The organism is bacterium, assembly GCA_024742285.1.
Taxonomy (GTDB): Bacteria; Myxococcota_A; UBA9160; order UBA9160; family UBA4427; genus UBA4427.
Window position 1 is genome coordinate 135,357 of record JANSYR010000004.1, and the last position, 19,741, is coordinate 155,097.

Sequence of the window (19,741 nt, forward strand, 5' to 3'; positions counted from 1 at the left end):
GACCGTTCCGCTACGCGCGGCTCAGAGGTCCGCGCCCGATGGACCGCCCGTGCCGAAGAAGACCAGGAGCGAGAGATCCTCGGTGATCTCGCTGAACTCGTGCTCGGTATCCGCGGGGACATAGAGGATCGAGCCCTGCCCGATCTCCTGGGGCTGACCGCTCAGGGTGATGCGGCCGCGGCCCTTGAGGACGAAGTAGACCTCGTCCTCGTCGTGGGTGGTCTGCGTATCCGTCGCGCCGGCTTTGAGGGTGTAGATTCCCGCCGACAGGGTCGGTACGCGCAGGAACTCGAGGTAGGGCGCGTCCTGCTGCTCCGCCATCGAGACGACCTTCGCCAGATCGAATGCTTTCCACGCCGCTTCTTCGCTCATTCGCGATCTCCGCCACCGCGACCGGATTCCGACCGAGGGGCTCACGGCGGAAAAGCTAGCTCTCGGCGATCCCCGTCGCACCGCGCAGCTCCTGTGCAGCCCGTACGCGCCCGGTTCCGGGACACATGGCCCCCCGCGCGAAGCCGAGGCATCCTCTGCTCGTGTCGCCTGATCGCAGCCACCCGACCTCGAACGTCCTGCTCGCGATGGCCTCGATCGTGGTCATCGTCGCCGGCCTCAAGGCCGCAAGCTCCCTCCTCGTGCCCTTCTTGTTGGCGGGCTTCATCGGACTCCTCTGCGCGCCCCTCCTTTTCTGGCTGCGCGACCGAGGTGTCCCCAATCCGATCGCGCTGATCATCGTCCTGCTGGGGCTCTTCGGAATCGGGGCCGTCTTCGGCGGACTGATGAGCACGTCGATCAACGAGTTCACCCGGCTGCTGCCGTCCTATCAGGAGCGCTTCGGCTCCCTCGTCGTGTCGCTGACCGCCACGCTCAAGCAATACGGGATCGACTTCGGCTCGAATCCCGAGGCGGCCAACCCCTTCGACCCTCAGGCGGCCCTCGGCATGGTCGGCGGGCTCGCGGGCAACCTGGGTTCGCTCCTCAACAACGCGTTCCTGCTCTTCTTGATCGTCTGCTTCATCCTGCTCGAAGCCGCGAGCATCCCGCGCAAGGTCCGCGACGCCTTCGGCGACTCCCCGGAGATGGAGACGCGGATGAACGAGATCGGCACGTCGATCCGCCGCTATCTCGGCATCAAGACGCTCACCAGCATGCTCACCGGGGTGCTCATCTACTGGTCGCTGTTCCTGCTCGAGGTCAAGTTCGCGCCACTCTGGGGGCTGGTCGCGTTCCTGCTGAACTTCGTTCCGGCGATCGGCTCGGTGATGGCGGCAATCCCCGCCGTCGCCCTCGCCATGGTCGACAACAGTCTCCAGACCGCCGCGGTGGTGACGGCAATCTACCTGACGGTCAACATCTCGATCGGCAACTTCCTCGAGCCGCGCGCACTCGGTGAAGGGATGGGGCTCTCGCCGCTGATCGTCGTCACGTCCCTGATCTTCTGGGGCTGGGTCCTCGGACCGGTCGGGATGGTTCTTGCGGTCCCGCTGACGGTCATCCTCCGGATCACGCTCGACAGCCAACCGCAGACCCAATGGGTCGCCGTGCTTCTCGGACCCGCTTTCCCCGTGCCGGCCTTCGGGATCGCCGCGAAGAAGAAGCGCTCTCTCGCCCAGGAGAAAGCAAAGGAAACGGAGGCCTCCGCATGAGCGGCCGAGAAGACACCCACTCCCTCGCGGTCGGCTACGTCCTCTGGATCTTCGGATTCACCGGCGCCCATCGCTTCTACTTCGGGAAGCCGATCTCCGGCACGATCTACCTGCTGACCGCCGGGATCTTCCTGATCGGCTGGATCATCGACCTCTTCCTGATGCCGCGGCTCGAACGTTCGGCGGAGCTGCGCTTCAACGAAGGGCCGCTCGACTACACGATCGGTTGGGTGCTCCTCACGTTCGTCGGCGTCTTCGGGATCCACCGCTTCTATCTCGGCAAGTGGGTGACCGGCCTGCTCTACCTCCTGACCGGTGGCCTGCTCTTCCTCGGCGTCGTCTACGACTTCTGGACGCTCAACGACCAGATCAGCGAGGAGAACGCGCACCGGGGCTAGACGCGATCCCTCATCTCTCGTCCGCGTCCCGAGGAGGCGAGCCCACGAAGCTCCACGCTCCGCTCGCGAGCCCGCCCGTCGCCCTCGGAGCCGAGCATCCGCCGGCGACGAACGAGTCGCTAGCTCGCCGCGGCGATCGTTGCGAAGGCCTGGATGACCTCGTCGGGGGCCTGGACCAGCTCGACGAGGACGCCCTCGGAGCCGATCGGGAAATCGTCGTTGCCCTTCGGATGGATGAAGCAGACGTCGTAGCCCGCGGCGCCCTTGCGGATGCCCCCCGGCGTGAACCGCACGCCCTGTCCTTCGAGCCATTCGACGGCGGTCCGCAGATCGTCGATCCAGAGCCCGATGTGATTCAGCGCCGGGTCGTGAACCTTCGGGCGCTTCTCGGGATCGATCGGCTGCATCAGGTCGACCTCGACCTTGAATGCGCCCGCGCCCGTCTCGCAGATGTCCTCGTCGACGTTCTCGCTCTCGCTCTTGTAGGAGTGCCCGTAGGTCAGTCCCATGATGTCGACCCAGAACTTCTTGAGCTTGTTCTTGTCGAGGCCACCGATGGCGACCTGCTGGACGCCGAGGACGTTGAAGGGGCGGGAATCGGACATGGGGGGTCTCCTGACTGGGGACGCGACGAGACGGACGCCGCTCGAGGGGCGCCGAGTCTAACGGATCCGCCACGGGGGCTCACGCACACGGCTCGCTACTCTGGCGGGAAGGAGTCGGCCATGACGCGACCCGCCCGCGACGACGCTCCGCCCGCACGCGCCGGCCTGCCTGGCGGCTGGCGGCGCATGCGGGCCGGCGCGGCGGGCCTCGCGCTCGGCCTGCTCGCGGCCTGCGGAATCGGACCCGGGGACCACGGCGGAGACGCGAAGTCCGAAGACGAGCCCCTCGCGGCGCTGCGCGCACGAATGGTCGAGGAGCAGGTCGCCGCACGCGGACTCCGGGACGAGCGCGTGCTGGCGGCGCTGCAGACCGTGCGACGCCATCGCTACGCAGGGGACACCGATCCGCGTCGTGCCTACGCGGACACCCCGCACCCCATCGGCCTCGGGCAGACCATCAGCCAGCCCTACATCGTGGCGCTGATGAGCGACCTCGCCGGGATCGAGCCGCCCTGCCGCGTGCTCGAGGTCGGCACCGGATCCGGCTACCAGGCCGCCGTGCTCGCCGAGATGGGCTGCGAAGTCTGGTCGATCGAAATCATCGAGGCTCTCGCGGAACGGGCGCGCGCGACCCTCCGGGCCGAGGGGTACGGTGATCGCGTGCACGTCCGCGCGGGCGATGGCTATCGCGGCTGGCCGGAGGAGGCGCCTTTCGATGCGATCCTCGTGACCGCCGCCGCGCCCCGGGTACCCGAGCCGCTCCTCGAACAGCTGCGGATCGGCGGGCGCCTCGTCGTTCCCGTCGGCGAGCCCTGGCAGATGCTCGAGATCCACCTCCGGACCGAAGACGGCTTCGAGAAGAAGGCGGATACGGCGGTGCGCTTCGTGCCGATGACCGGGGAGATCCGGGACGGGCGTTAGGTGAGGCGATCCGGGCGTGGGTCGCTCCGGTCGTTCGGCGGGCGCTTCCTCCGCTCGCCCTCTTCCCGGGTTCGCGTCCCCGCGTACCGTCGATCAGTGGCTCCCCGGGGTCTGGTCCCCTGCCGAGAGGACGATGTTAGAGTCCGGACGGGACTTCGAGAGTGTCGGATCACGCAGTGGCGCTCGGCCGACACGCACGCGGCCGCCTTCGCGCTCGGGACCCGCAGGTTCGTCGAGGGAGCGACTTCGCGCCGATTGGTGCGCGAGGACGTCGCGATCGACTGGTAGCGGACAGTCCAACGAATCGATCCCGGTACGCAGGTCGGGATTCGGGAGGGAACGTGCCATTGGAGAATGACGAGGGCGCCTGGTCCATCCATCCGACCTACGGGCAGATCCGAGCCGTCCTGGACACGCTCAATGCCGGCGTGCTGGTCCGCACCGTCGCAGGTCGGATCCTCTTCGCGAACGATCGGATGCTCCACTGGCTCGGCTACGCCGCCGCGGAGCTCGACGGCCAGGACTTCCGCATTCTCGTCCCTCCCGAGCTCAGGGAACCCCTCGAGGCCGAGCTCCAGGACATCCATTCCGGAGACGAGCGACTCCGCGTGACCATCATGCAACGCAAGGACGGTCGGACGCTGCCCATCGTTTCCTGCCCACACGTTCTCCGGAACGACGACGAGATCCTCGGCGTCGTGACCGTGGTGATGGACCTCGGCGAGGTGCAGACGGCTCGACACGTCGACACCGCCCGTCCGACCGGGCTCGTGGCGAGCCTGCGCCGGATCGCGGACGAGCTCCATACGATCAGCCTCTTCGCCGGCGGCGCGGCCGTGGGCGACGTTCCTCACGACCATCCCGATCTGGCGCTTCTGACGCCGCGAGAGCGTGAGATCCTGACCGAACTCCTCTCGGGATCACGCGTTCCCGCGATCGCGAGGAAGCTCTTCATCAGCCCCCATACCGTCCGCAACCACCTGAAGTCGATGTATCGGAAATTCGAGGTCGCGGACCAGGCGTCGCTGATCGATCGCATCCGCGCGCTCCAGAAAGGCTCCTAGACCGATCGATCGTCCCGCGATGGCCAATCGATTGGACCATCGCGGTCATCGTGGGAAATGAACGGAGTGCGAAGCTCCCGCCCGCCGTTCCCGTGGACCGCACGAGAGGGACGACGAGGAGACCTCGCCATGCATCAGCCGGACCGACACCGCGACTTCGACCGCCTCTCGCGCAGCGAGCAGGAACGACTCTTCCTGGACGTTCTCGCCAAGCCCGCGCACGCGACGAGCGGAACCTGGAGCGAGTGGTTCCACGCCTGGCTCGAGGACCAGTCTGCCGAGGGGCGACCGCTCGGCGAGATCGCAAAGCGGTTCGACCTGCCCCCGTACGACGACGGGAACGGTGACGCCTGGGAGCTACTGGTTCGACACGTGCGATGGATGGTCGCGTCCGGCCACGCCCGCGTGGTGCGGATCGAGGTCGTCGACTGATCGAGACACGGCGAGGACGAGGCGTCAGACGAGCCAACGAAGGAGCGCGGCGAGGGCGACGAGCACCAGCCAGACGCCCGATCCGAAGATCACCCCGAACACGAGACCTCGCATCGGGGAGGCCACCGGCCGGCAAGGGCGGATCTCGTCCGCAGACCGATCGTTCGTCGGGGTTCCCATCACGTGGGAAGCGTACGAGATACGACGGGAAGTCCGATGACCGACATGGGTCGTTCGCATGGCCGGGCTGGACCAATCCCGGCGCGACCGACACGGGCTCGCGGAAGACGCCAATGCGACCGACGTCGGAACCAGGAGGCTACTGCGTGCCGTCCACTTCGCGCCGAAGGATCTTCATCCGCTCGCCACCCTCGTAGATCTCGTGACCGAGGAGCCCGTTGATCAGCGCCGTCTCGGCGGGAGACCAGAGCGTCCCGGTCCGCGCGCCGAAGGTCGTGACGTCTTCGCCGCTCCGCGCGAGCTCGATCCGGAGGCGGTTCGTGCGGATCTCGGCCCGTCGGGCGGGATCGAGAGGCCCGAAGCTGCGCGTAGACAGCAGGATCGGCGGCGCATAGCGATTGCCCGCCGCGACCGGGCTCGCGCCGACGATCCGCCACGTCGACTCCGCGAAGGGGAAGAACGTCACGAGCGCTTCGACCTTGCCGCCGACGGGACCCGCGTGGATCGAGTAGCGGATGCCCTCGATCTCCCCGAGGCGGACCTTGTTCTTCTGCCGCACCTCGATGGAGACATCCTGGGAGAGCTCTTCCACGAAGTCGTCCGCGATCTCGACCAGGTCGCCCTTGGGCAGGTCCGAGGTGAGAAACACGACCGCGTCGCGGCGTGGAGACTGCGCACCGACGGCCTGGGCCGTGTTCTGGGTCGACCATCCGGGCGGGAAGCGCATCTGGAAGTCGAGCCCCGGGTGCAGGAAGTAGTCGCCGATGAAGACGCCGGTCTCCGGGCGCTCCCCGATCACCATTCCGTCGATCCGGTCGAGCAGCCGTTTGCGGGTGTCGCCGAGGGACGGGTCCGGTGACCAACGAAGCTCCCGGGAACGCATCGCGTTCATCGAGGCACGCTCGCGGGAACCGGGATGGGTGTCGTAGAAGGTGGGGTTGCGCGGTGCCCCGATCAGCAGCCGCTCCCGCTGGTCGAGGCGGCGCATGAACGTGGACATGCCCATCGGGTCGTAGCCCGCCGCCGCGGCGAGGCGCTGACCCAGCTCGTCCGCCTCCCGCTCCATGTCGCGCCCGTAGGCCGCGAGCGTTTTCGCCCGCGTCCAGGGCATCGAGAGTTTCGGCAGGCTCCTGGCCACGGCCTGCTGCTGTTGCGAATGCCGGCGCGCCGCGTGGATGATCTCGTGCCCGATGACGTTGGCGAGCTCGTCCTCGGTGTTCGCGAGAGCGAGGAGACCACGCGAGACGAAGACGTAGCCGCCGGGGAGCGCGAAGGCGTTCGGCTCCATCTGGTCCACGATCGCGAACTTGTAGGCGAAGTCTCGGTACGGCAGGCCACGCAGGAGCTTCTTGCCGATCCGCTCGACGTAGGCGACGAGCTCCGGGTCGTCGAGCGTGCCGATCTGCGCGGCGACCTGCTCCGCCCCTTCGCGGCCGACCCGGACGTTGTCCTGGGTCGTCATGATCACCGTCCGCCGACGTTCCTTGGCGCGCTCGTCGGCGGCTTCCTTGTTCCGCGAGCCCGACGACGCGCAACCGAAGCACGCCAGCAGAAGCGCGACGAGCACGACACCGACGAGGCGAGTCGACCTGCGAGAAGACCTCACGGCATCTCCGAGAGCCAGTCGCCCGCGCTCATCCAGTGCATCTTCAGCTGCATCAGCTCGCCCGTGTACTCGAGCGTGTTGAGGTAGTTCTGGACGAGGTTCGCGAAGAGCGGCGAATTCGGAGGGAGCGCCACCCCGAGTGGCTCGGTCGTGAACGGGGCCGGCAGGGACGCCAGTCCGAGCCCCGGATGTCGGGCGAGCTGGAACTGCACGAAGGGGACGTCGGCGAAGAGACCGTCGATCTCTCCCGAGCTGATCTGCGCGACCGCCGCCCCCGCGTCCTCGAGCGGTATGTAGGTGGCGAGGGGAAAGAGATCGAGGATCAGCGCCTCGCCGGTCGAGCCTCGGAGCGCCGCCCAGCTTCTCTCCGCGGCGTTCATCGCCGAAGCATCTGCCAGGGAGTCGACGAGGTCGGCGCGAGAGAGGAGCGAAGAGCCCGAGATCATGTACGGCCCCGCGAACGCGACGCGGGCGTTGCGGGCCGGCGTGATCGTCAGGCTCGAGATCACGAGGTCGATCCGACCTGCTTCGAGGTTCGGGAGCAGCTCGGCGAAGGGCGTCTCCACCAGCTCGAGGTCGACCTGCATCGCGTCGGCGAGGGCCTGGGCGAGCTCGATGTCGAGCCCGATCAGATCCCCCCGTTGGTTCTTCATCGTGAGCGGGGGCTGGGTTCCCGACGTGCCGACGCGAAGCGTGCCTCGATCGATGATGTCGTGCAGGGCCTCGCGGTTCGCGGCGTCGGTCCCGAGGATCGAACCCGCCCCATTGCAGCCGAGCACGACGAGGAGAAGGGCGAGGAGCACGACGGGCAGTCGTGCGATCCGTCGCAACGGCGATCGGGAGTTCGGGTTCATGGTCGAGCTTTCTCCGGGTGTTTCGCGGACGAATAGTGAATGGACGGTGCGACGACCTCAGGAGGGCGAGGACACCCGAACCTGGATCGTTCGGAGGACGGGGACCAGGCCCAGCGTGAGCACCGTAGCGAAGGCGAGACGGCCCGCGATCGGGACGGCCATAGCGTCGTAGAGGGGACCACGCGAGCGGCAGTCATGCGCGGGGTCCACTTTGTCGGTCGGGATCGGAGCCATCACTCCGGACCACGCGCGCCCGGCAGACCCTCGCGGATTCGGCGGGAGAAATCGAGTGCGTCCCCCGCCGCGCGGGCCCGCTCCCCGATCTCACTGCGCGCCCGCAGCTCTTCGAAGGGCAGACGGGTGTCGAGATTCCCGCGCTCGTACCCCATCTCGTCGATGTAGCCGTTCACCAGCAGACGCCAGTCGAGGGGATTGCCCCGGGCGACGTGCTGGACGTGGTGCCGGATCGTCGTCGTGCAGTTGTGCGAGGCCGCGTTGTACCAGACCGGCTCCGTGCCGAGCGCGTTGATCTCCTCGAAGTAGTCGAGCAGGATCGCACGCGCGACGTCGGCGCGAACCGTCAGGCGGTAGAGATAGACCGTCTCTCCCCGATGGTTGGTCCTCAGGCCGACCAGGTCCCGCTCGTCCGCCACCACGTAGTAGACCTCGAACTGGCGGAAGAAGCCGAGCACCGCCGAGTAGGCTTCCCCCACTTCCTTTCGCGTCTCGATCGAGATCGCGAGGGGGCGCCCGTCTCCGAAGTCCCAGCTCGCGATCGTATGCGCGATGTGCGGCGAGCCCCAATAGGACAGGAACAGGTCGACGCCCTGGAGCTTCGAGAGGTCGTACTCCCGGGTCTCCCAGCGCTCCGTGTAGTCCTCCTCGGAGCGGTACTCGAAGTTGCGTACGTTGTGGACGACGAGCCGGTCACCGTCGATCTCGGCACGCGGCAGCTTTGCCACGTCCCGCAGCCATTCCCGGTCGTTGCTGGGCGCGAGAGAGAGCCACCACGCCACCACCACGACGAAGGGCACTCCGCTCAGCAGGACCCGTCGAACCGGTCCCCGGCCGAGTCTCGCCGCACCCGCAGCGGCGACGCCGTAGACCACGATCGACAGGACGGCTGCCGCTCGATTCGTAGGCCCGTCGATCCAGATCGCTGCCACGCTCCAGAGATGAACGAGGAGCATTCCCGGAGCGAGCAAAAGCGCGAGGAAGTTCCTCACGGGAGGTTGAGCTCTTCCGGTCCGCGCCGTTCGAGACCCACGTGCGACAGCAGGATCCGCCGCAGCTCACCGATCGTCCACGGATGATTCAGGCAGGAATGACCGCTCGGCACGACGAGCTGAGACGACACGCCGTCGATCCGCGCGCTCTCGTACATCACGACGCCGTCGGAGGCCTTCCTTCGATCGCCCGCGTCCTCGAGGTCTGGATCGCCCCGTACCGCGATGATCGAATGGCTCGTGATCTGCGGAACGACCGGCTGCTCGACCAGCGCGGCGAGGAAGTCGTTCCCCGGCGACATGTTGTCGATCGAGCCCGAGGTGCGCGCGAGCTCGCGGCGCGACTGTGCCTCGGCGTCGTCCGTCGCGAGTTCGACGACCGCGTCGGCGACGGCGATCGGACTCCGCGCGAAACGACCGATCCATTTCGCGATGCTGCGATTCGCCATGTAGCTCCCGCGATGGGGCGTCGCGATGAAGACGACGCGCTCGACCATGGGCAGCGGATCGACCAGGAGCGAGCCTTCGAGGATCTCGCGACTCTCCGGGTCCAGCTCGGCCTCCGCGGGCGGCTTGTCGCTGAGGAGTTGCCAGAGCGAGAGGCCCGCATCCACCGCCATCAGCTTGGTCAACAGGCCACCCTGGCTGTGACCGACGACGATCGTGCGTTGGAGTGCCGGATCGAGGCCATCGGGATCGAGGCTCGTGACCAGGTCGTCGATCGCGCGGCGAAGCAGCCAGGCCGAGTAGGCGACCGGATTGCCCGTGTTGTAGTCGAAGACCCAGAACTGGAACCGACTGCGGATCTCCGGATCGTTCGTCAGGTCGTTCACGACCTCCGCCCAGGTGTAGGCGCTCGAGAACGTGCCGTGCACCAGGACGACCGGAATCCGGCCCGGTCGATAGGGATCGAGCGAGACGAGTCCGTCCCGTGCCTGGGCGAGATCGCCGGCGAAGAAACGCTTCAGGTCCCTCCAGAGCGGATTGCGATCCGTCATCATCGACGCGATGGACGACGTGGGCTCCATCTCCAGCGGAACGGTACGCCCTTCGATCTCGACCGTCTCGCCGTCCGGTGCCGCGTGGATCTCGAGTCGTGCGCGGACCACGCCAGTCTCGATCATCTCCTCGTTGCGCTCGAAACGAAGCAGCGCAGCGACGGGCAGGCGCAGACGCGGGCTCAGGTAGGCATCGCGACGATCATCGGGCGCGACCGGCTCGAGCACGGCAGCGAAAGGCGCGCCGAGGCCGCGCCAGCGATAGCGATTGCGAAGCCCGCGGACTTCGAGCTCGGACACGGGAACGAAGTCGACCAGCTTGCGATCACCCCAGACGAGACTCGACTCGTCCAGCGAGATCTCGAGCTCCCCGACCGGAAGCGGGATCGTCTCCGCCTCGAGGCGTACCTTGTCCGAGATCTGATCTACGAAAGCGAGCGTCACGCTCCGGTTGTAGAGATCAGCGGCGAGGCGCAATCGCGGATCGAAAGGATCGGGAGCCACGGCAGCGTTATTCGGAAAGAGGAAGAGCCAGGCGTAGAACGCGGCGGCAAGGAAATAGCGGCGGTCCCTGGTCTTCTCCGCGTGAGAAAAGCTCAGCTCCGCGAGGGAGATCAGGGTGCGCGCCGAGACGACTTCGCCCCGTTGGGCGTCTTCCAGAAGCAGTCGGTGCACGAGCTCGATCACGTCCGCGGGCCGCTTCGAGAAATCCGACTCGAGGTTGGCGAGACGCAGCACGTTCCGGGTCGGGTCGCTGAGATCCCTCGAATTCAGGATGCTCTGCGTGAGCTCGCGCTGGACGACGCGCGAATCCACGCGCTTGACGCCGATCGGCGAGGCGCAGGCGGAAGCGAAGAGCGCCACGACGAGGAGCAGGGCTGCGAACCGAACGGCCGGGACGGAGATGGATCGGGAACGCATGAGGCCTCGCTGTCCAGAGTCGCGCCGGGTGTCGGATGACCGCGAAGCACTGACCGCCCGATCTCCGACGGGTAGATTCTACCCTTCGCGATCGAACCCACCACGAGACGGAGGCGACCCGCGCTCTCGGTTGGCGCACGCGTTCGGGACATCCTCCCCTGACGATCGGCGTGACCGAGTGCCTCCTCTTCGTCCCGTTGCTGATCTACGGGATCGCGCACCCTCGCCCGGTCGCCGAGGGGAAGCGCTTCTTCGCCGTCGCGAACGGGCGCCTGCCCTTCGCCGTCACGATCCTGGTCGCGACGAAGGCTTCGATCGGGAACGGCTACCCGTTCCTCGCGACGTGCACGACGGCGCCCGGTTTCGACCAGGCCATGTGACGTGCGAGGCGCCAAACGTCACGAAACCGCGCTCTCGGATTCACCGTCCGCGCGCAGCCAGGCGAGAAGCAGGTCGTTCACGAGCACCACGACGATTGCACCGGTGAAGAGGCCGAGAAACCCACTCGCCGCGAAGCCGCCGAGGGCTCCGATGAAGATCACGAGCATCGGGGCTTCGACGCCACGACCCATCAACAGAGGCTTGAGCACGTTGTCGGCCAGCATGACCGGCACCATGTACGCCGCGAGCAGGCCGGCCTCGAGCACGGGCATGGCGGAGAACTGGTAGATCACGATCGGGATGACCACGATGCCCATGGGCAGCTGGATGATGCCCAGGATCAGGCAGACGAGAGCCCAGACGCCGGCGAAGGGGACGTCCGCGACGAGCAGCCCGAGCCCCACCAGGACGGACTGGATGATCGCGACGCCGACCACGCCGGCGGCGACGCCGCGGACCGTCTGCTCGCTGAGCAGGAGCAGGCGTTCGCCCGATTGGGGCGCCAGCCGATCGAAGAGAGCCCTCGCGAACCCGGTCGTCCGCTCCCGCTGGGCGAGCAGGAAGCCGGCCAGGATCAGGGAGCCCGCGAACTCGAGGAGCGCCAGCACGGCCGCGCCGGCCGCGCGCACCAGACTGGCGCCCAGCTCGACCAGGCGATTCGATGAGCGTTTCAGTACCGCATCGACGTTGGTCGAGGCCTGACTCCACGTATCGAAGACGCGCTCGCCGACCACGGGCCATTCCTTCACCGAAGCGGGCGGCGGCGGGATCTCGATCTCGCCGTCGGCGACCTCCTGGGCCACTTCGTACGCCGTCGTGCCGAGCGCGTCACCGAGCAGGAAGCTGGGCACCACGATGAAGAGCAGCGCACCGAGGGTGAGCACCGCGGCGGCTCGCCCGGCCGCGTCGCCCAGGCGCTGCTTCAACCAGAGATGGGCGGGACCGAGCGCGACCGCCAGGATGATGCCCCAGACGAGGATCTCGAGGAACGGCGCGATCGCACGGATCGTCATGTAGAGCAGGACGCCGAGCACGCCGAGTCGGATCACGATCTCGAAGAGCCGATGGGATTCGAATTCTCTCTCGGGCATGATCGGATTCCTCCGTAGGGTCGGCCTCGACCGACTCGTCCTCTCTCTTCTCTATATCGCGTTCAGAAGACCAGGCTGAGACCCACCGTCAACCGGAAGTCATTTCGATTCGGGCGCTGCCCGTCTTCGTCGCGCTCGGGCTCCTCGACTCGATCCGGATATCCGCCGACAGCCAGGTGGATGTCCTGGGGGAAGTCGAACCGGGTCCATGCTCGGTGGTTGTTCGCGGTGCCGTCTCCCTCCGTCTTGCTGAAGGCTCCGTTGGACCTCGTCGTCCACCGCGTGAAGGCGGTGCGCCGGTCCAGCTTCGCGCTGGCCGTCGAGGCTGCCTGGTCCGTTTTGCCCGAGCGAGCAGCGGGATTGGCCCGACCTGTATACGCCAGTCTCTCCGCTCCTCCTCCGAGGTGTAGTCGATGCTGCGAAGCTCGTCCGCCGAGAATTCGAGCGGCCCGTCCTGAGGCGTGACGACCCGAACGGTGCCGTCCCGCAGCTCGCCCGTCCCGGCGTAGATCCGGTCTCCCTCGATACGAAAGACCCGCGGTCGCGCGAGGCGCAGCTCGATGACGTTCTCCTCGACGGATCCCATGAGAGTCTTTCTGCGCCCCGAAGCGACGCCCGATACGAGGAAGCCAACGCTGGGTTCTCCGATCCCCGGACCGCAGGGAGTCGAGATGACCTCGACCTCCCGGTGGCCGACGGGAACTCTCGCGAACCAGACCTCGACGGCAACGCCTGTGTCCACCGGACCCCTCGGACAGCATGGCGTCCCATCCGATCGTCGAGGGCCCAGCTGCCACCAAAGCAAGGCGGGGGGACCACGGTCCCACGACCTCCAGGGTCGCGGAGCTATGCTGCTCGCGAGATGGCGATTATCCCTCCTTCGTCCGACCTGCTCCCCGCCCGAGCCGCCGTCCGCGGCCCGAACGCCACGCGACGCGCCGTCCTTCTCCTCGTCGGCGGTCTGGCGACCACGCTCGCCGGTTGCTCGGAGACCGACGTCATTGCCGACCCCGTCGTCCGGCCCGTCCTCGTCCATCCGGTCGCGCCCGGATCCGACGTGACGGAACGGCGCTTCCCCGCCCGCGCACGGGCTGGCAGCGAATCCGAGTTGAGCTTCAAAGTGGCGGGACAGATCCGCGAGCTCTTCGTCTCCGTGGGCGAGACCGTGCGCCAGGGTCAAGTCATCGCAGCGCTCGACGACAGCGATCTCAAGCTGGAGCTGCGCCAGGCGGAGGCCGGCTACGCCGAGGCCAGCGCCCGCGACCGCAACGCGCAGGCGGAGTACGAACGGACGAAGGTGCTCCATGATCGAGACGCGACCTCGGACAACCAGCTGGAGGCCGCGGAAACCGAGGCCGTGTCGGCCCGAGCCCACCTGCAGGCCCAGGCCCAGGCCGTCGCGCTCGCCCGCTCGAGGTTGGGCTACGCCGAGCTGCACGCGCCGACGGACGGCTTGATCGCTTCGGCGCCGGTCGAGCGCAACGAGAACGTGAACATCGGCACGCCGATCGTCATCCTCAACGCCGGAGGACGTCCCGAGCTCGCATTCACCGTACCCGAGAGCGTGGTCGGCTCCGTGGAGCGCGGGATGCCCGCCACGGTCCGCTTCACGACCCTCCCGGACACGGTCTTCCCCGCCGAGATCGTCGAGATCGGCGTCAGCTCGGGGCGTGTTGCCTTTCCCGTGACCGCGCGCCTTCTGAACGGAGACGAGCGCATCCGCTCGGGCATGGTGGCCGAAGTGACCATGCGATTCTCGCGTGAACGCGGCGAAGGTCCCCCCAAGCTGATGGTGCCGAGCTTCGCGGTCGCCGAGGACGCAGCGGGCCGGTTCGTCTACGTCGCCGAGCCGACCGAGGGCGAGCTCGCCCGTACGGAGCGTCGCGAGGTCGAGATCGGCGAGCTCACCACCGAGGGACTCGAGATCGAGAAGGGTCTCGAGGCAGGAGACCAGGTCGTGATCGCCGGGCTCCGCTTCGTCGAGCCCGGACTGACCGTCCGCATCATGTACCGCGAATAGCGGAGCGAGACCGCGTGGACCTCACACGACTCGCCATCGAGAAGAACCGCGTCACGATCGCCCTGCTCGCGGTCGCACTCCTCGGCGGACTGATCGCGTTCAATGGCCTGCCCCGCGCCGAGGACCCGGGCTTCGTGATCCGCACCGCGCAGGTGATCACCCGATTCCCCGGCGCAAGTCCGGAGCGCGTCGAAGACCTGGTCACCCACAACCTGGAGCGTGCGATCCGGGAGATCCCCGAGCTCGAGAGCGTCGAGAGCACCTCGAAGACCGGCGTCTCGATCATCACGGTCAACATCCAGGAGAAGTACAAGGAGATGCGTCCCATCTGGGACTCGCTCCGACGGAAGATCGAGCGCGAGGCACCGCAGCTGCCCAGGGGCGCGCTCGATCCGATCGTGAACGACGAGTTCGGCGACGTCTTCGGCATCGTGATGGCGCTGACCGGCGACGGCTTCAGCTACGCCGAGCTCAAGGAGGTCGCGGACGCGACCCGCGACCGTTTTCTCCAGCTTCCCGACGTCGCGAAAGTCGAGATCCTCGGCGTGCAGGAGGAGCGGATCTTCATCGAGTACGAGAACGCTCGACTCGCGGAGCTCGGTCTCGCCCCGACCGAGCTGTCCGACATCCTCGAGGCGCAAAACATCGTGACGCCGGGCGGCAGCATCCGACTCGGGCCCGAGCGCATCGTGATCGAGCCCTCGGGCAGCTTCGAATCCCTCGAGGACGTACGCCGAGCGATTCTCCAGCTTCGCGACAGCGACGAGGTCCTCTATCTCGAGGACATCGTCGAGATCCGACGCGACTACATCGACCCGCCCGTGGAACGCGTGCATACCGGACGAGGCGCCGTACTCTACCACGCGCTGGAGCCCACGTTCCCCGTCGACGACCCCAAGACCGCGGCGCTCGTCATCGCGGTCTCGATGCGCGAGGGGGGACGGCTCACGGCGCTGGGCGACCAGGTCGAGGACCTGATCCGCTTCTTCAACGAGATCTACCCGATCGGACTCCAGCTCGATCCGATCATCTTCCAGCCCGACGACGTCCGACAGGTGATCGACAGCTTCGTGTCCAATCTGGTGCAGGCGGTCGTCGTGGTGATGGCCGCGATGCTCGTCTTCCTCGGGCTGCGCACTGGCCTCGTGATATCGGCGCTGATCCCGATGGCCATGATGACGACGCTCCTCGTCATGCAGCTCACGGGGATCGGCCTCGACCAGATCTCCCTGGCGGCGCTGATCATCGCGCTGGGCATGCTCGTCGACAACGGCGTCGTCGTGGCGGAGTCGATCGTCGTCGGCATGCAGAGCGGCGAGAACGGAAAGGACGCGGCGATCCGATCCGCGAAGGAGCTCCGCGTCCCCTTGTTGACCGCGTCGCTCACGACCAGCGCCGCGTTCCTGCCGATCTACCTCGCGGAATCCGCCACCGGGGAGTACACCGCCTCGCTCTTCACCGTCGTCACGATCGCGCTCCTCGCTTCCTGGATCCTGGCGCTCACGATGACGCCGATGCTCTGCGCGACCCTGCTCCGCGCACCCGCGGACGAGACCGGACCGAAACGGTCGGGGGCCTTCTATCGGGCCTACCGCACGGTCCTGACGAACCTCCTGCGGCATCGAGCGCTCACGATCGCGGTCGTCGTGCTCGCGTTCGTCGCCTCGGTCTGGGGAGCGCGCTTCGTGCCGGCGCTCTTCTTTCCTCCCTCGGATCGACCGAGTCTGGAGGTCGAGATCGAGCTGCCGCCTGGCACCGACATCGAGTACACACGACACGTCGTCGAAGGCCTCGAGGCCCATCTCGTCGAGCATCAGCTCGTCGGCGAAGATCGAGACGAGGGCATTCTCGACTGGGGCAGCTTCATCGGGCGCGGCGGACCGCGGTACTACCTGAGCTACGGGCCCGAGCCCCAGAACCCCGCCTACGCGATCATGCTGGTGAGCACGACGTCCCACGAGGCGCGCGACGCCGCGATCGCCGACATCCGCGACTACTTCTGGACGCGACACCCGGAAGTCCTGGCCAACGTCCACCCCCGACGCCTCGGTCCCCCGGTGAGCCACCCGATCCAGATCCGGATCACCGAGGGAGGCTACGGCGCGACGACGCTCTTCGAGACCGTCGAAGAGGTGAAGGCGCATCTGCGGACCCTCCCCACCGCGCGCAACGTCGGCGACGACTGGGGCCTGCGCACGAAGAAGATCCTCATCACCGTCGACCAGGTGCGCGCCCGCAACGTCGGGGCGACGAGCCAGGACGTCGCCCTGTCGCTCCAGACCCTCTTCACCGGGCTCGAGGTCACGCAGTACCGCGAGGCGGAGAAGGTGATCCCGGTGACGATGCGCTCGAACGAGGAGGGTCGCCTCAGCCTGGACGCCCTGTCCGCCGCGAACATCTACGTCCAGGGCACGGGCCAGACCGTCGCGCTCAGCGAGATCGCGACCGCCGAGATCGTGTGGGAGCCCTCGAAGATCCTCCGCCGGAACGGGTCGCGCTCCGTCTCCGTCCTGTCGGACGTCGCGCCGGGCACCCTCGCCTCGGGGGTCACGGCGGAGATCGTGCCGTGGCTCGAGGAGACCTCGAAGCGCTGGCCCCTCGGCACGACCTGGGAGCTGGGCGGCGAGGACGAAGCCTCGTCCAAGGCGAACGCTTCGATCGGCGCCAAGTTGCCCCTCGGTGCCGGCATCATCCTGCTGCTGCTCGTCACGCAGTTCAACTCGTTCCGCAAACCGCTCATCGTGCTGCTCACGGTTCCGCTCGGACTGATCGGCGTCGTGCTCGGGCTCCTCGTAGCACGGTCGTATTTCGGCTTCATGACCTTCCTGGGTGTGATCTCGCTCTTCGGCATCGTGATCAACAACGCCATCGTCCTGCTCGACCGCATCCAGATCGAGATCGACGAGAACGGGCGCACGCCGGCGGAAGCGATCCCCCTTGCGGCCGAAGCGCGGCTGCGGCCGATCCTGCTCACGACCGCTACGACGATTCTCGGTCTCGTCCCGCTCTATCTCGGCGGCGGTCCGATGTGGGAGCCGATGGCGATCGCGATCATCTTCGGACTCGCCTTCTCGACGGTCCTGACCCTCGGCGTCGTGCCCGTGCTCTACGCGATCTTCTTCCGCGTGCGCACCGGGTGAGCCGCGCTCACTCCTCGAACGACTCGTCCTGTTCGTCGAGCTCGTCGACGCTCCGATCGAACCGGGGCGTCGTCGAAGACGAGCCTCCAAGCGTCTCCGCCAGCTCCGTCGAGCGACCACGAACGACCTTCGCCGTGTCGCCGCCCGGGATTCGAGCGAAGAGTGGCTTCCTGATCCGTTCGGGCAGCGTCGACTGCAGGTATTCCAGGGCGGTTCCGCGCGCATTCGGGTCGCCGAAGTAGATCGCGCGGAGCGTCGACGCCATCAGTTCGTGGCCGAAGAGCGCCGCCAGGGCGGTGAAGACGAGCTCCAGGTTTCGGTCGATGTGGACGAGCTCCTTCGCTTCGAGCAGCACCGACTCGTCGCGGGTCTGTCCACGGCGCCGCCCTCGCTGGTCCCATTTCCAGGGATCGACGGCGAGGGTCCGCTCGACCACCTCGAAGACGTCCTCACGGTCCGGCGTCTGTTCGGTGGCTTCGACCACGCGAAGGGCCGAACGGACGCACTCGAGCTCGACGTCGAAGTCCGGATCGCCGAAGCCGAGCGAAAGGCCCAGAAGCACACGCTCCCCAGGCGACGCCTCCAGAACGCCCGGAATCCGGCGACGAACCAGCGCCTCCTGCTCGGCGTCGAGCAACGCATCGACGAGCTGGCCCGTGATCCGATCGCCGAAGCCACGAAGAAACGACAGGGCCTCCTCGGCGACCGTGGGCCGACCCAGCATGGGGATGACGAGCGGCACCAGCTCGACGCGCGCTTCCGCCTCGGAGAGCGCCGCCCGAATCCGTTCCGGATCCGCGGACTCGAGCTCGCTGACCAGGGGCGCGACCGGGTCCCCCCTCCGCGTCTCCGACTCCGACGCACCGTCGACCCCGTCGCGAGCCGCCTCCTTGGCCAGATCGAGCTCGTGCAGACGCGCGATCAGCTCGGCTCGATCGATCGTCACGCGACTGTCGACGAGCGTATCCGGCTCTCTCGGCAACGGCGCTCCGAACTCGTCGCCGACCCGCCCGCCTTCGCGGAGATTCGTGGCGAGCTGCGACACGTAGCCAGCGTGCAACCGCAGGACGAGCAACAACGAAACCAGCGAGAGCGCGGCAGCGAGGGACAGCATCACCGACGTCGGCGCATCGCTGATCCAGGCGACCAGGAAGAGCACGAGACCGCTGCCGATCAGCTCCCCCAGACCGCTGGCGCCGACGTCGACGTAGATCTTCGCTCGGCGCTTGTCCTGTGCCGGCACCGGCGTCCAGAGAAGTTCGAAGCTCGCCTTGAAGAGGGACGTTCCCAGCACGCTGGTCGAAGCCCGTGCGAGGGTCGCGGTCGCGAGTTGATGGAACGCCGCAGCGCCCGCGCTCGTCGCGGCGACCAGTGCAGGAGCCAGTGCGAGGGTTCCCCCGACGCCGAGCTTGCGGAGCAGCTTCGGACCGACGCTCGTCTGAAGGACGAAGGCCGTCACGTTCGCGACCGTGTAGAAGACTGCGAAGAAGCGGACGAGGTCCGTCTCGCTCGCATAGGCATCGGCCGCCGCGGCCTTGAACGCGTAGTCGATCAGCTTCTCCGTCCCCTCGATCGCAGCGACGAGCATCGCCATCCGCAGAATCAGCGCGTTGGACCGCCATCCGCGCGAGTCCTCGTCGCGATCGTCCGTCTCGGCCGAGGGAGCGGGGGCCCCGAGCATCGGCCGCCCCAGACGGAAGATCACGAAGGCGGCCAGCAGGTGGAACACCGCGAAGCCAGTGAGCATCTGCTCGATGCCCACCCGGGGCGCGATCTCGGCCGCGACCGTGCCTCCGAGTACGCCTCCCAGGGCACCGAAACCGCTGATCCGAGGCACGATCGCCTTCGCCGTGTAGGGGTCGAAGCGCTCATTCACGAGGGACCAGAAGCCGCTGAAGAGAACGAGGGAGAGCGACGTCAGATGGAGGTAGACGGCGATCGCGCCGAGCCCCGGCGACGCGCGCACGAGCAGCCACTCGCCGAAGAGCAATCCCGCCGAAAGCGAGACCGTGAGGGGGACCGTTCGCGCGGGGCTGAAACGGGAGAGGAAACGGGAAACGGCGATCGCCGCGAGGAGCGAAGCCGCCGAGCCCGCGATCATCATCTTCGGCAGGTCGGTGACTTCGAAGCTCGAAAGGAAGAGCGTGTCGCGTACGGCCTTGCCCGCGACGTGCACGGCCACCAGAACGAGGGCTCCTGCCGCCGCGAGAATGGCGCCGCTCTCTCCCCGTGATGTCGGCATGGCACGAGCCTACCCCGGC

The 19,741-nt window shown here is 67.5% G+C and carries 17 protein-coding genes; 8 read left to right on the forward strand and 9 right to left on the reverse strand.

Annotated elements, in window-relative coordinates; genetic code table 11:
• Positions 1–21: 21 nt before the first annotated feature.
• The gene (locus NXI30_09455; protein MCR9094432.1) at positions 22–372 is read right to left on the reverse strand and encodes a cupin domain-containing protein; all 351 of its coding nucleotides are present in this window, start codon (positions 370–372) and stop codon (positions 22–24) included.
• 161 nt (positions 373–533) lie between these two features.
• Here NXI30_09455 and NXI30_09460 point away from each other — a divergent pair, with 161 nt between their 5' ends.
• On the forward strand, positions 534–1,643 hold the full coding sequence (locus NXI30_09460) for an AI-2E family transporter (GenBank protein ID MCR9094433.1): 1,110 nt from the start codon (positions 534–536) through the stop codon (positions 1,641–1,643).
• Positions 1,640–2,041 (forward strand): TM2 domain-containing protein, encoded by a 402-nt coding sequence (locus NXI30_09465; protein ID MCR9094434.1) that lies wholly within the window; start codon positions 1,640–1,642, stop codon positions 2,039–2,041. Before NXI30_09460 ends, NXI30_09465 begins: the two co-directional genes overlap by 4 nt.
• 119 nt (positions 2,042–2,160) lie before the next feature.
• On the opposite strand, the gene NXI30_09470 is transcribed toward NXI30_09465, so the two are convergent.
• Positions 2,161–2,646 (reverse strand): VOC family protein, encoded by a 486-nt coding sequence (locus NXI30_09470; GenBank protein MCR9094435.1) that lies wholly within the window; start codon positions 2,644–2,646, stop codon positions 2,161–2,163.
• Positions 2,647–2,766: 120 nt separating this feature from the next.
• Here NXI30_09470 and NXI30_09475 point away from each other — a divergent pair, with 120 nt between their 5' ends.
• The 3 genes from NXI30_09475 (at position 2,767) to NXI30_09485 (ending at position 5,063) form a co-directional block, all read left to right on the forward strand.
• Positions 2,767–3,567 (forward strand): protein-L-isoaspartate(D-aspartate) O-methyltransferase, encoded by an 801-nt coding sequence (locus NXI30_09475; GenBank protein MCR9094436.1) that lies wholly within the window; start codon positions 2,767–2,769, stop codon positions 3,565–3,567.
• 347 nt (positions 3,568–3,914) lie between these two features.
• On the forward strand, positions 3,915–4,631 hold the full coding sequence (locus NXI30_09480; protein MCR9094437.1) for a LuxR C-terminal-related transcriptional regulator: 717 nt from the start codon (positions 3,915–3,917) through the stop codon (positions 4,629–4,631).
• A 129-nt stretch (positions 4,632–4,760) separates the two neighbouring features.
• Positions 4,761–5,063, forward strand: coding sequence for a hypothetical protein (locus tag NXI30_09485; GenBank protein ID MCR9094438.1), 303 nt, complete (start codon positions 4,761–4,763; stop codon positions 5,061–5,063).
• 24 nt (positions 5,064–5,087) lie between these two features.
• Here the strand turns inward: NXI30_09485 and NXI30_09490 are convergent, their stop codons facing one another.
• From NXI30_09490 to NXI30_09510, 5 genes are all read right to left on the reverse strand, one after another.
• Positions 5,088–5,243 carry a hypothetical protein gene (locus tag NXI30_09490; GenBank protein ID MCR9094439.1) on the reverse strand — a complete coding sequence of 52 codons (156 nt, stop codon included), beginning with the start codon at positions 5,241–5,243 and terminating at the stop codon, positions 5,088–5,090.
• A gap of 139 nt (positions 5,244–5,382) precedes the next feature.
• On the reverse strand, positions 5,383–6,849 hold the full coding sequence (locus NXI30_09495; protein MCR9094440.1) for a M48 family metalloprotease: 1,467 nt from the start codon (positions 6,847–6,849) through the stop codon (positions 5,383–5,385).
• Complete coding sequence (locus tag NXI30_09500; GenBank protein MCR9094441.1) at positions 6,846–7,703, reverse strand: transporter substrate-binding domain-containing protein; 858 nt, start codon at positions 7,701–7,703, stop codon at positions 6,846–6,848. The genes NXI30_09495 and NXI30_09500 overlap by 4 nt, the downstream gene beginning before the upstream one ends.
• A 233-nt stretch (positions 7,704–7,936) precedes the next feature.
• Positions 7,937–8,893, reverse strand: coding sequence for a DUF4105 domain-containing protein (locus NXI30_09505; protein MCR9094442.1), 957 nt, complete (start codon positions 8,891–8,893; stop codon positions 7,937–7,939).
• 32 nt (positions 8,894–8,925) lie between these two features.
• Positions 8,926–10,848: an alpha/beta hydrolase gene (locus NXI30_09510; protein MCR9094443.1), complete on the reverse strand. Its 1,923-nt coding sequence runs from the start codon at positions 10,846–10,848 to the stop codon at positions 8,926–8,928.
• Positions 10,849–11,018: 170 nt separating this feature from the next.
• Here NXI30_09510 and NXI30_09515 point away from each other — a divergent pair, with 170 nt between their 5' ends.
• Positions 11,019–11,228 carry a hypothetical protein gene (locus NXI30_09515; GenBank protein ID MCR9094444.1) on the forward strand — a complete coding sequence of 70 codons (210 nt, stop codon included), beginning with the start codon at positions 11,019–11,021 and terminating at the stop codon, positions 11,226–11,228.
• 18 nt (positions 11,229–11,246) lie between these two features.
• Here the strand turns inward: NXI30_09515 and NXI30_09520 are convergent, their stop codons facing one another.
• A complete protein-coding gene (locus tag NXI30_09520) occupies positions 11,247–12,320 on the reverse strand; it encodes an AI-2E family transporter (protein ID MCR9094445.1) in 1,074 nt (357 codons plus the stop codon).
• An 862-nt stretch (positions 12,321–13,182) separates the two neighbouring features.
• Between NXI30_09520 and NXI30_09525 the strand changes: the two genes are divergently transcribed.
• Both NXI30_09525 and NXI30_09530 read left to right on the forward strand, forming a co-directional pair.
• Positions 13,183–14,340 (forward strand): efflux RND transporter periplasmic adaptor subunit, encoded by a 1,158-nt coding sequence (locus NXI30_09525; GenBank protein ID MCR9094446.1) that lies wholly within the window; start codon positions 13,183–13,185, stop codon positions 14,338–14,340.
• 14 nt (positions 14,341–14,354) lie between these two features.
• Positions 14,355–17,480, forward strand: a complete 3,126-nt coding sequence (locus NXI30_09530) for an efflux RND transporter permease subunit (protein MCR9094447.1) — start codon at positions 14,355–14,357, stop codon at positions 17,478–17,480.
• Between the two features lie 7 nt (positions 17,481–17,487).
• On the opposite strand, the gene NXI30_09535 is transcribed toward NXI30_09530, so the two are convergent.
• Complete coding sequence (locus tag NXI30_09535; protein MCR9094448.1) at positions 17,488–19,722, reverse strand: hypothetical protein; 2,235 nt, start codon at positions 19,720–19,722, stop codon at positions 17,488–17,490.
• Positions 19,723–19,741 lie beyond the last annotated feature (19 nt).

Coding starts and splice junctions, on each gene's coding strand:
- NXI30_09510 (MCR9094443.1), bottom strand. CDS start 10,848: ATGCGTTCCCGATCCATCTCCGTCCCGGCCGTTCGGTTCGCAGCCCTG.
- NXI30_09525 (MCR9094446.1), top strand. CDS start 13,183: ATGGCGATTATCCCTCCTTCGTCCGACCTGCTCCCCGCCCGAGCCGCC.
- NXI30_09475 (MCR9094436.1), top strand. CDS start 2,767: ATGACGCGACCCGCCCGCGACGACGCTCCGCCCGCACGCGCCGGCCTG.
- NXI30_09520 (MCR9094445.1), bottom strand. CDS start 12,320: ATGCCCGAGAGAGAATTCGAATCCCATCGGCTCTTCGAGATCGTGATC.
- NXI30_09465 (MCR9094434.1), top strand. CDS start 1,640: ATGAGCGGCCGAGAAGACACCCACTCCCTCGCGGTCGGCTACGTCCTC.
- NXI30_09455 (MCR9094432.1), bottom strand. CDS start 372: ATGAGCGAAGAAGCGGCGTGGAAAGCATTCGATCTGGCGAAGGTCGTC.
- NXI30_09505 (MCR9094442.1), bottom strand. CDS start 8,893: ATGCTCCTCGTTCATCTCTGGAGCGTGGCAGCGATCTGGATCGACGGG.
- NXI30_09500 (MCR9094441.1), bottom strand. CDS start 7,703: ATGAACCCGAACTCCCGATCGCCGTTGCGACGGATCGCACGACTGCCC.
- NXI30_09485 (MCR9094438.1), top strand. CDS start 4,761: ATGCATCAGCCGGACCGACACCGCGACTTCGACCGCCTCTCGCGCAGC.
- NXI30_09535 (MCR9094448.1), bottom strand. CDS start 19,722: ATGCCGACATCACGGGGAGAGAGCGGCGCCATTCTCGCGGCGGCAGGA.
- NXI30_09490 (MCR9094439.1), bottom strand. CDS start 5,243: ATGGGAACCCCGACGAACGATCGGTCTGCGGACGAGATCCGCCCTTGC.
- NXI30_09470 (MCR9094435.1), bottom strand. CDS start 2,646: ATGTCCGATTCCCGCCCCTTCAACGTCCTCGGCGTCCAGCAGGTCGCC.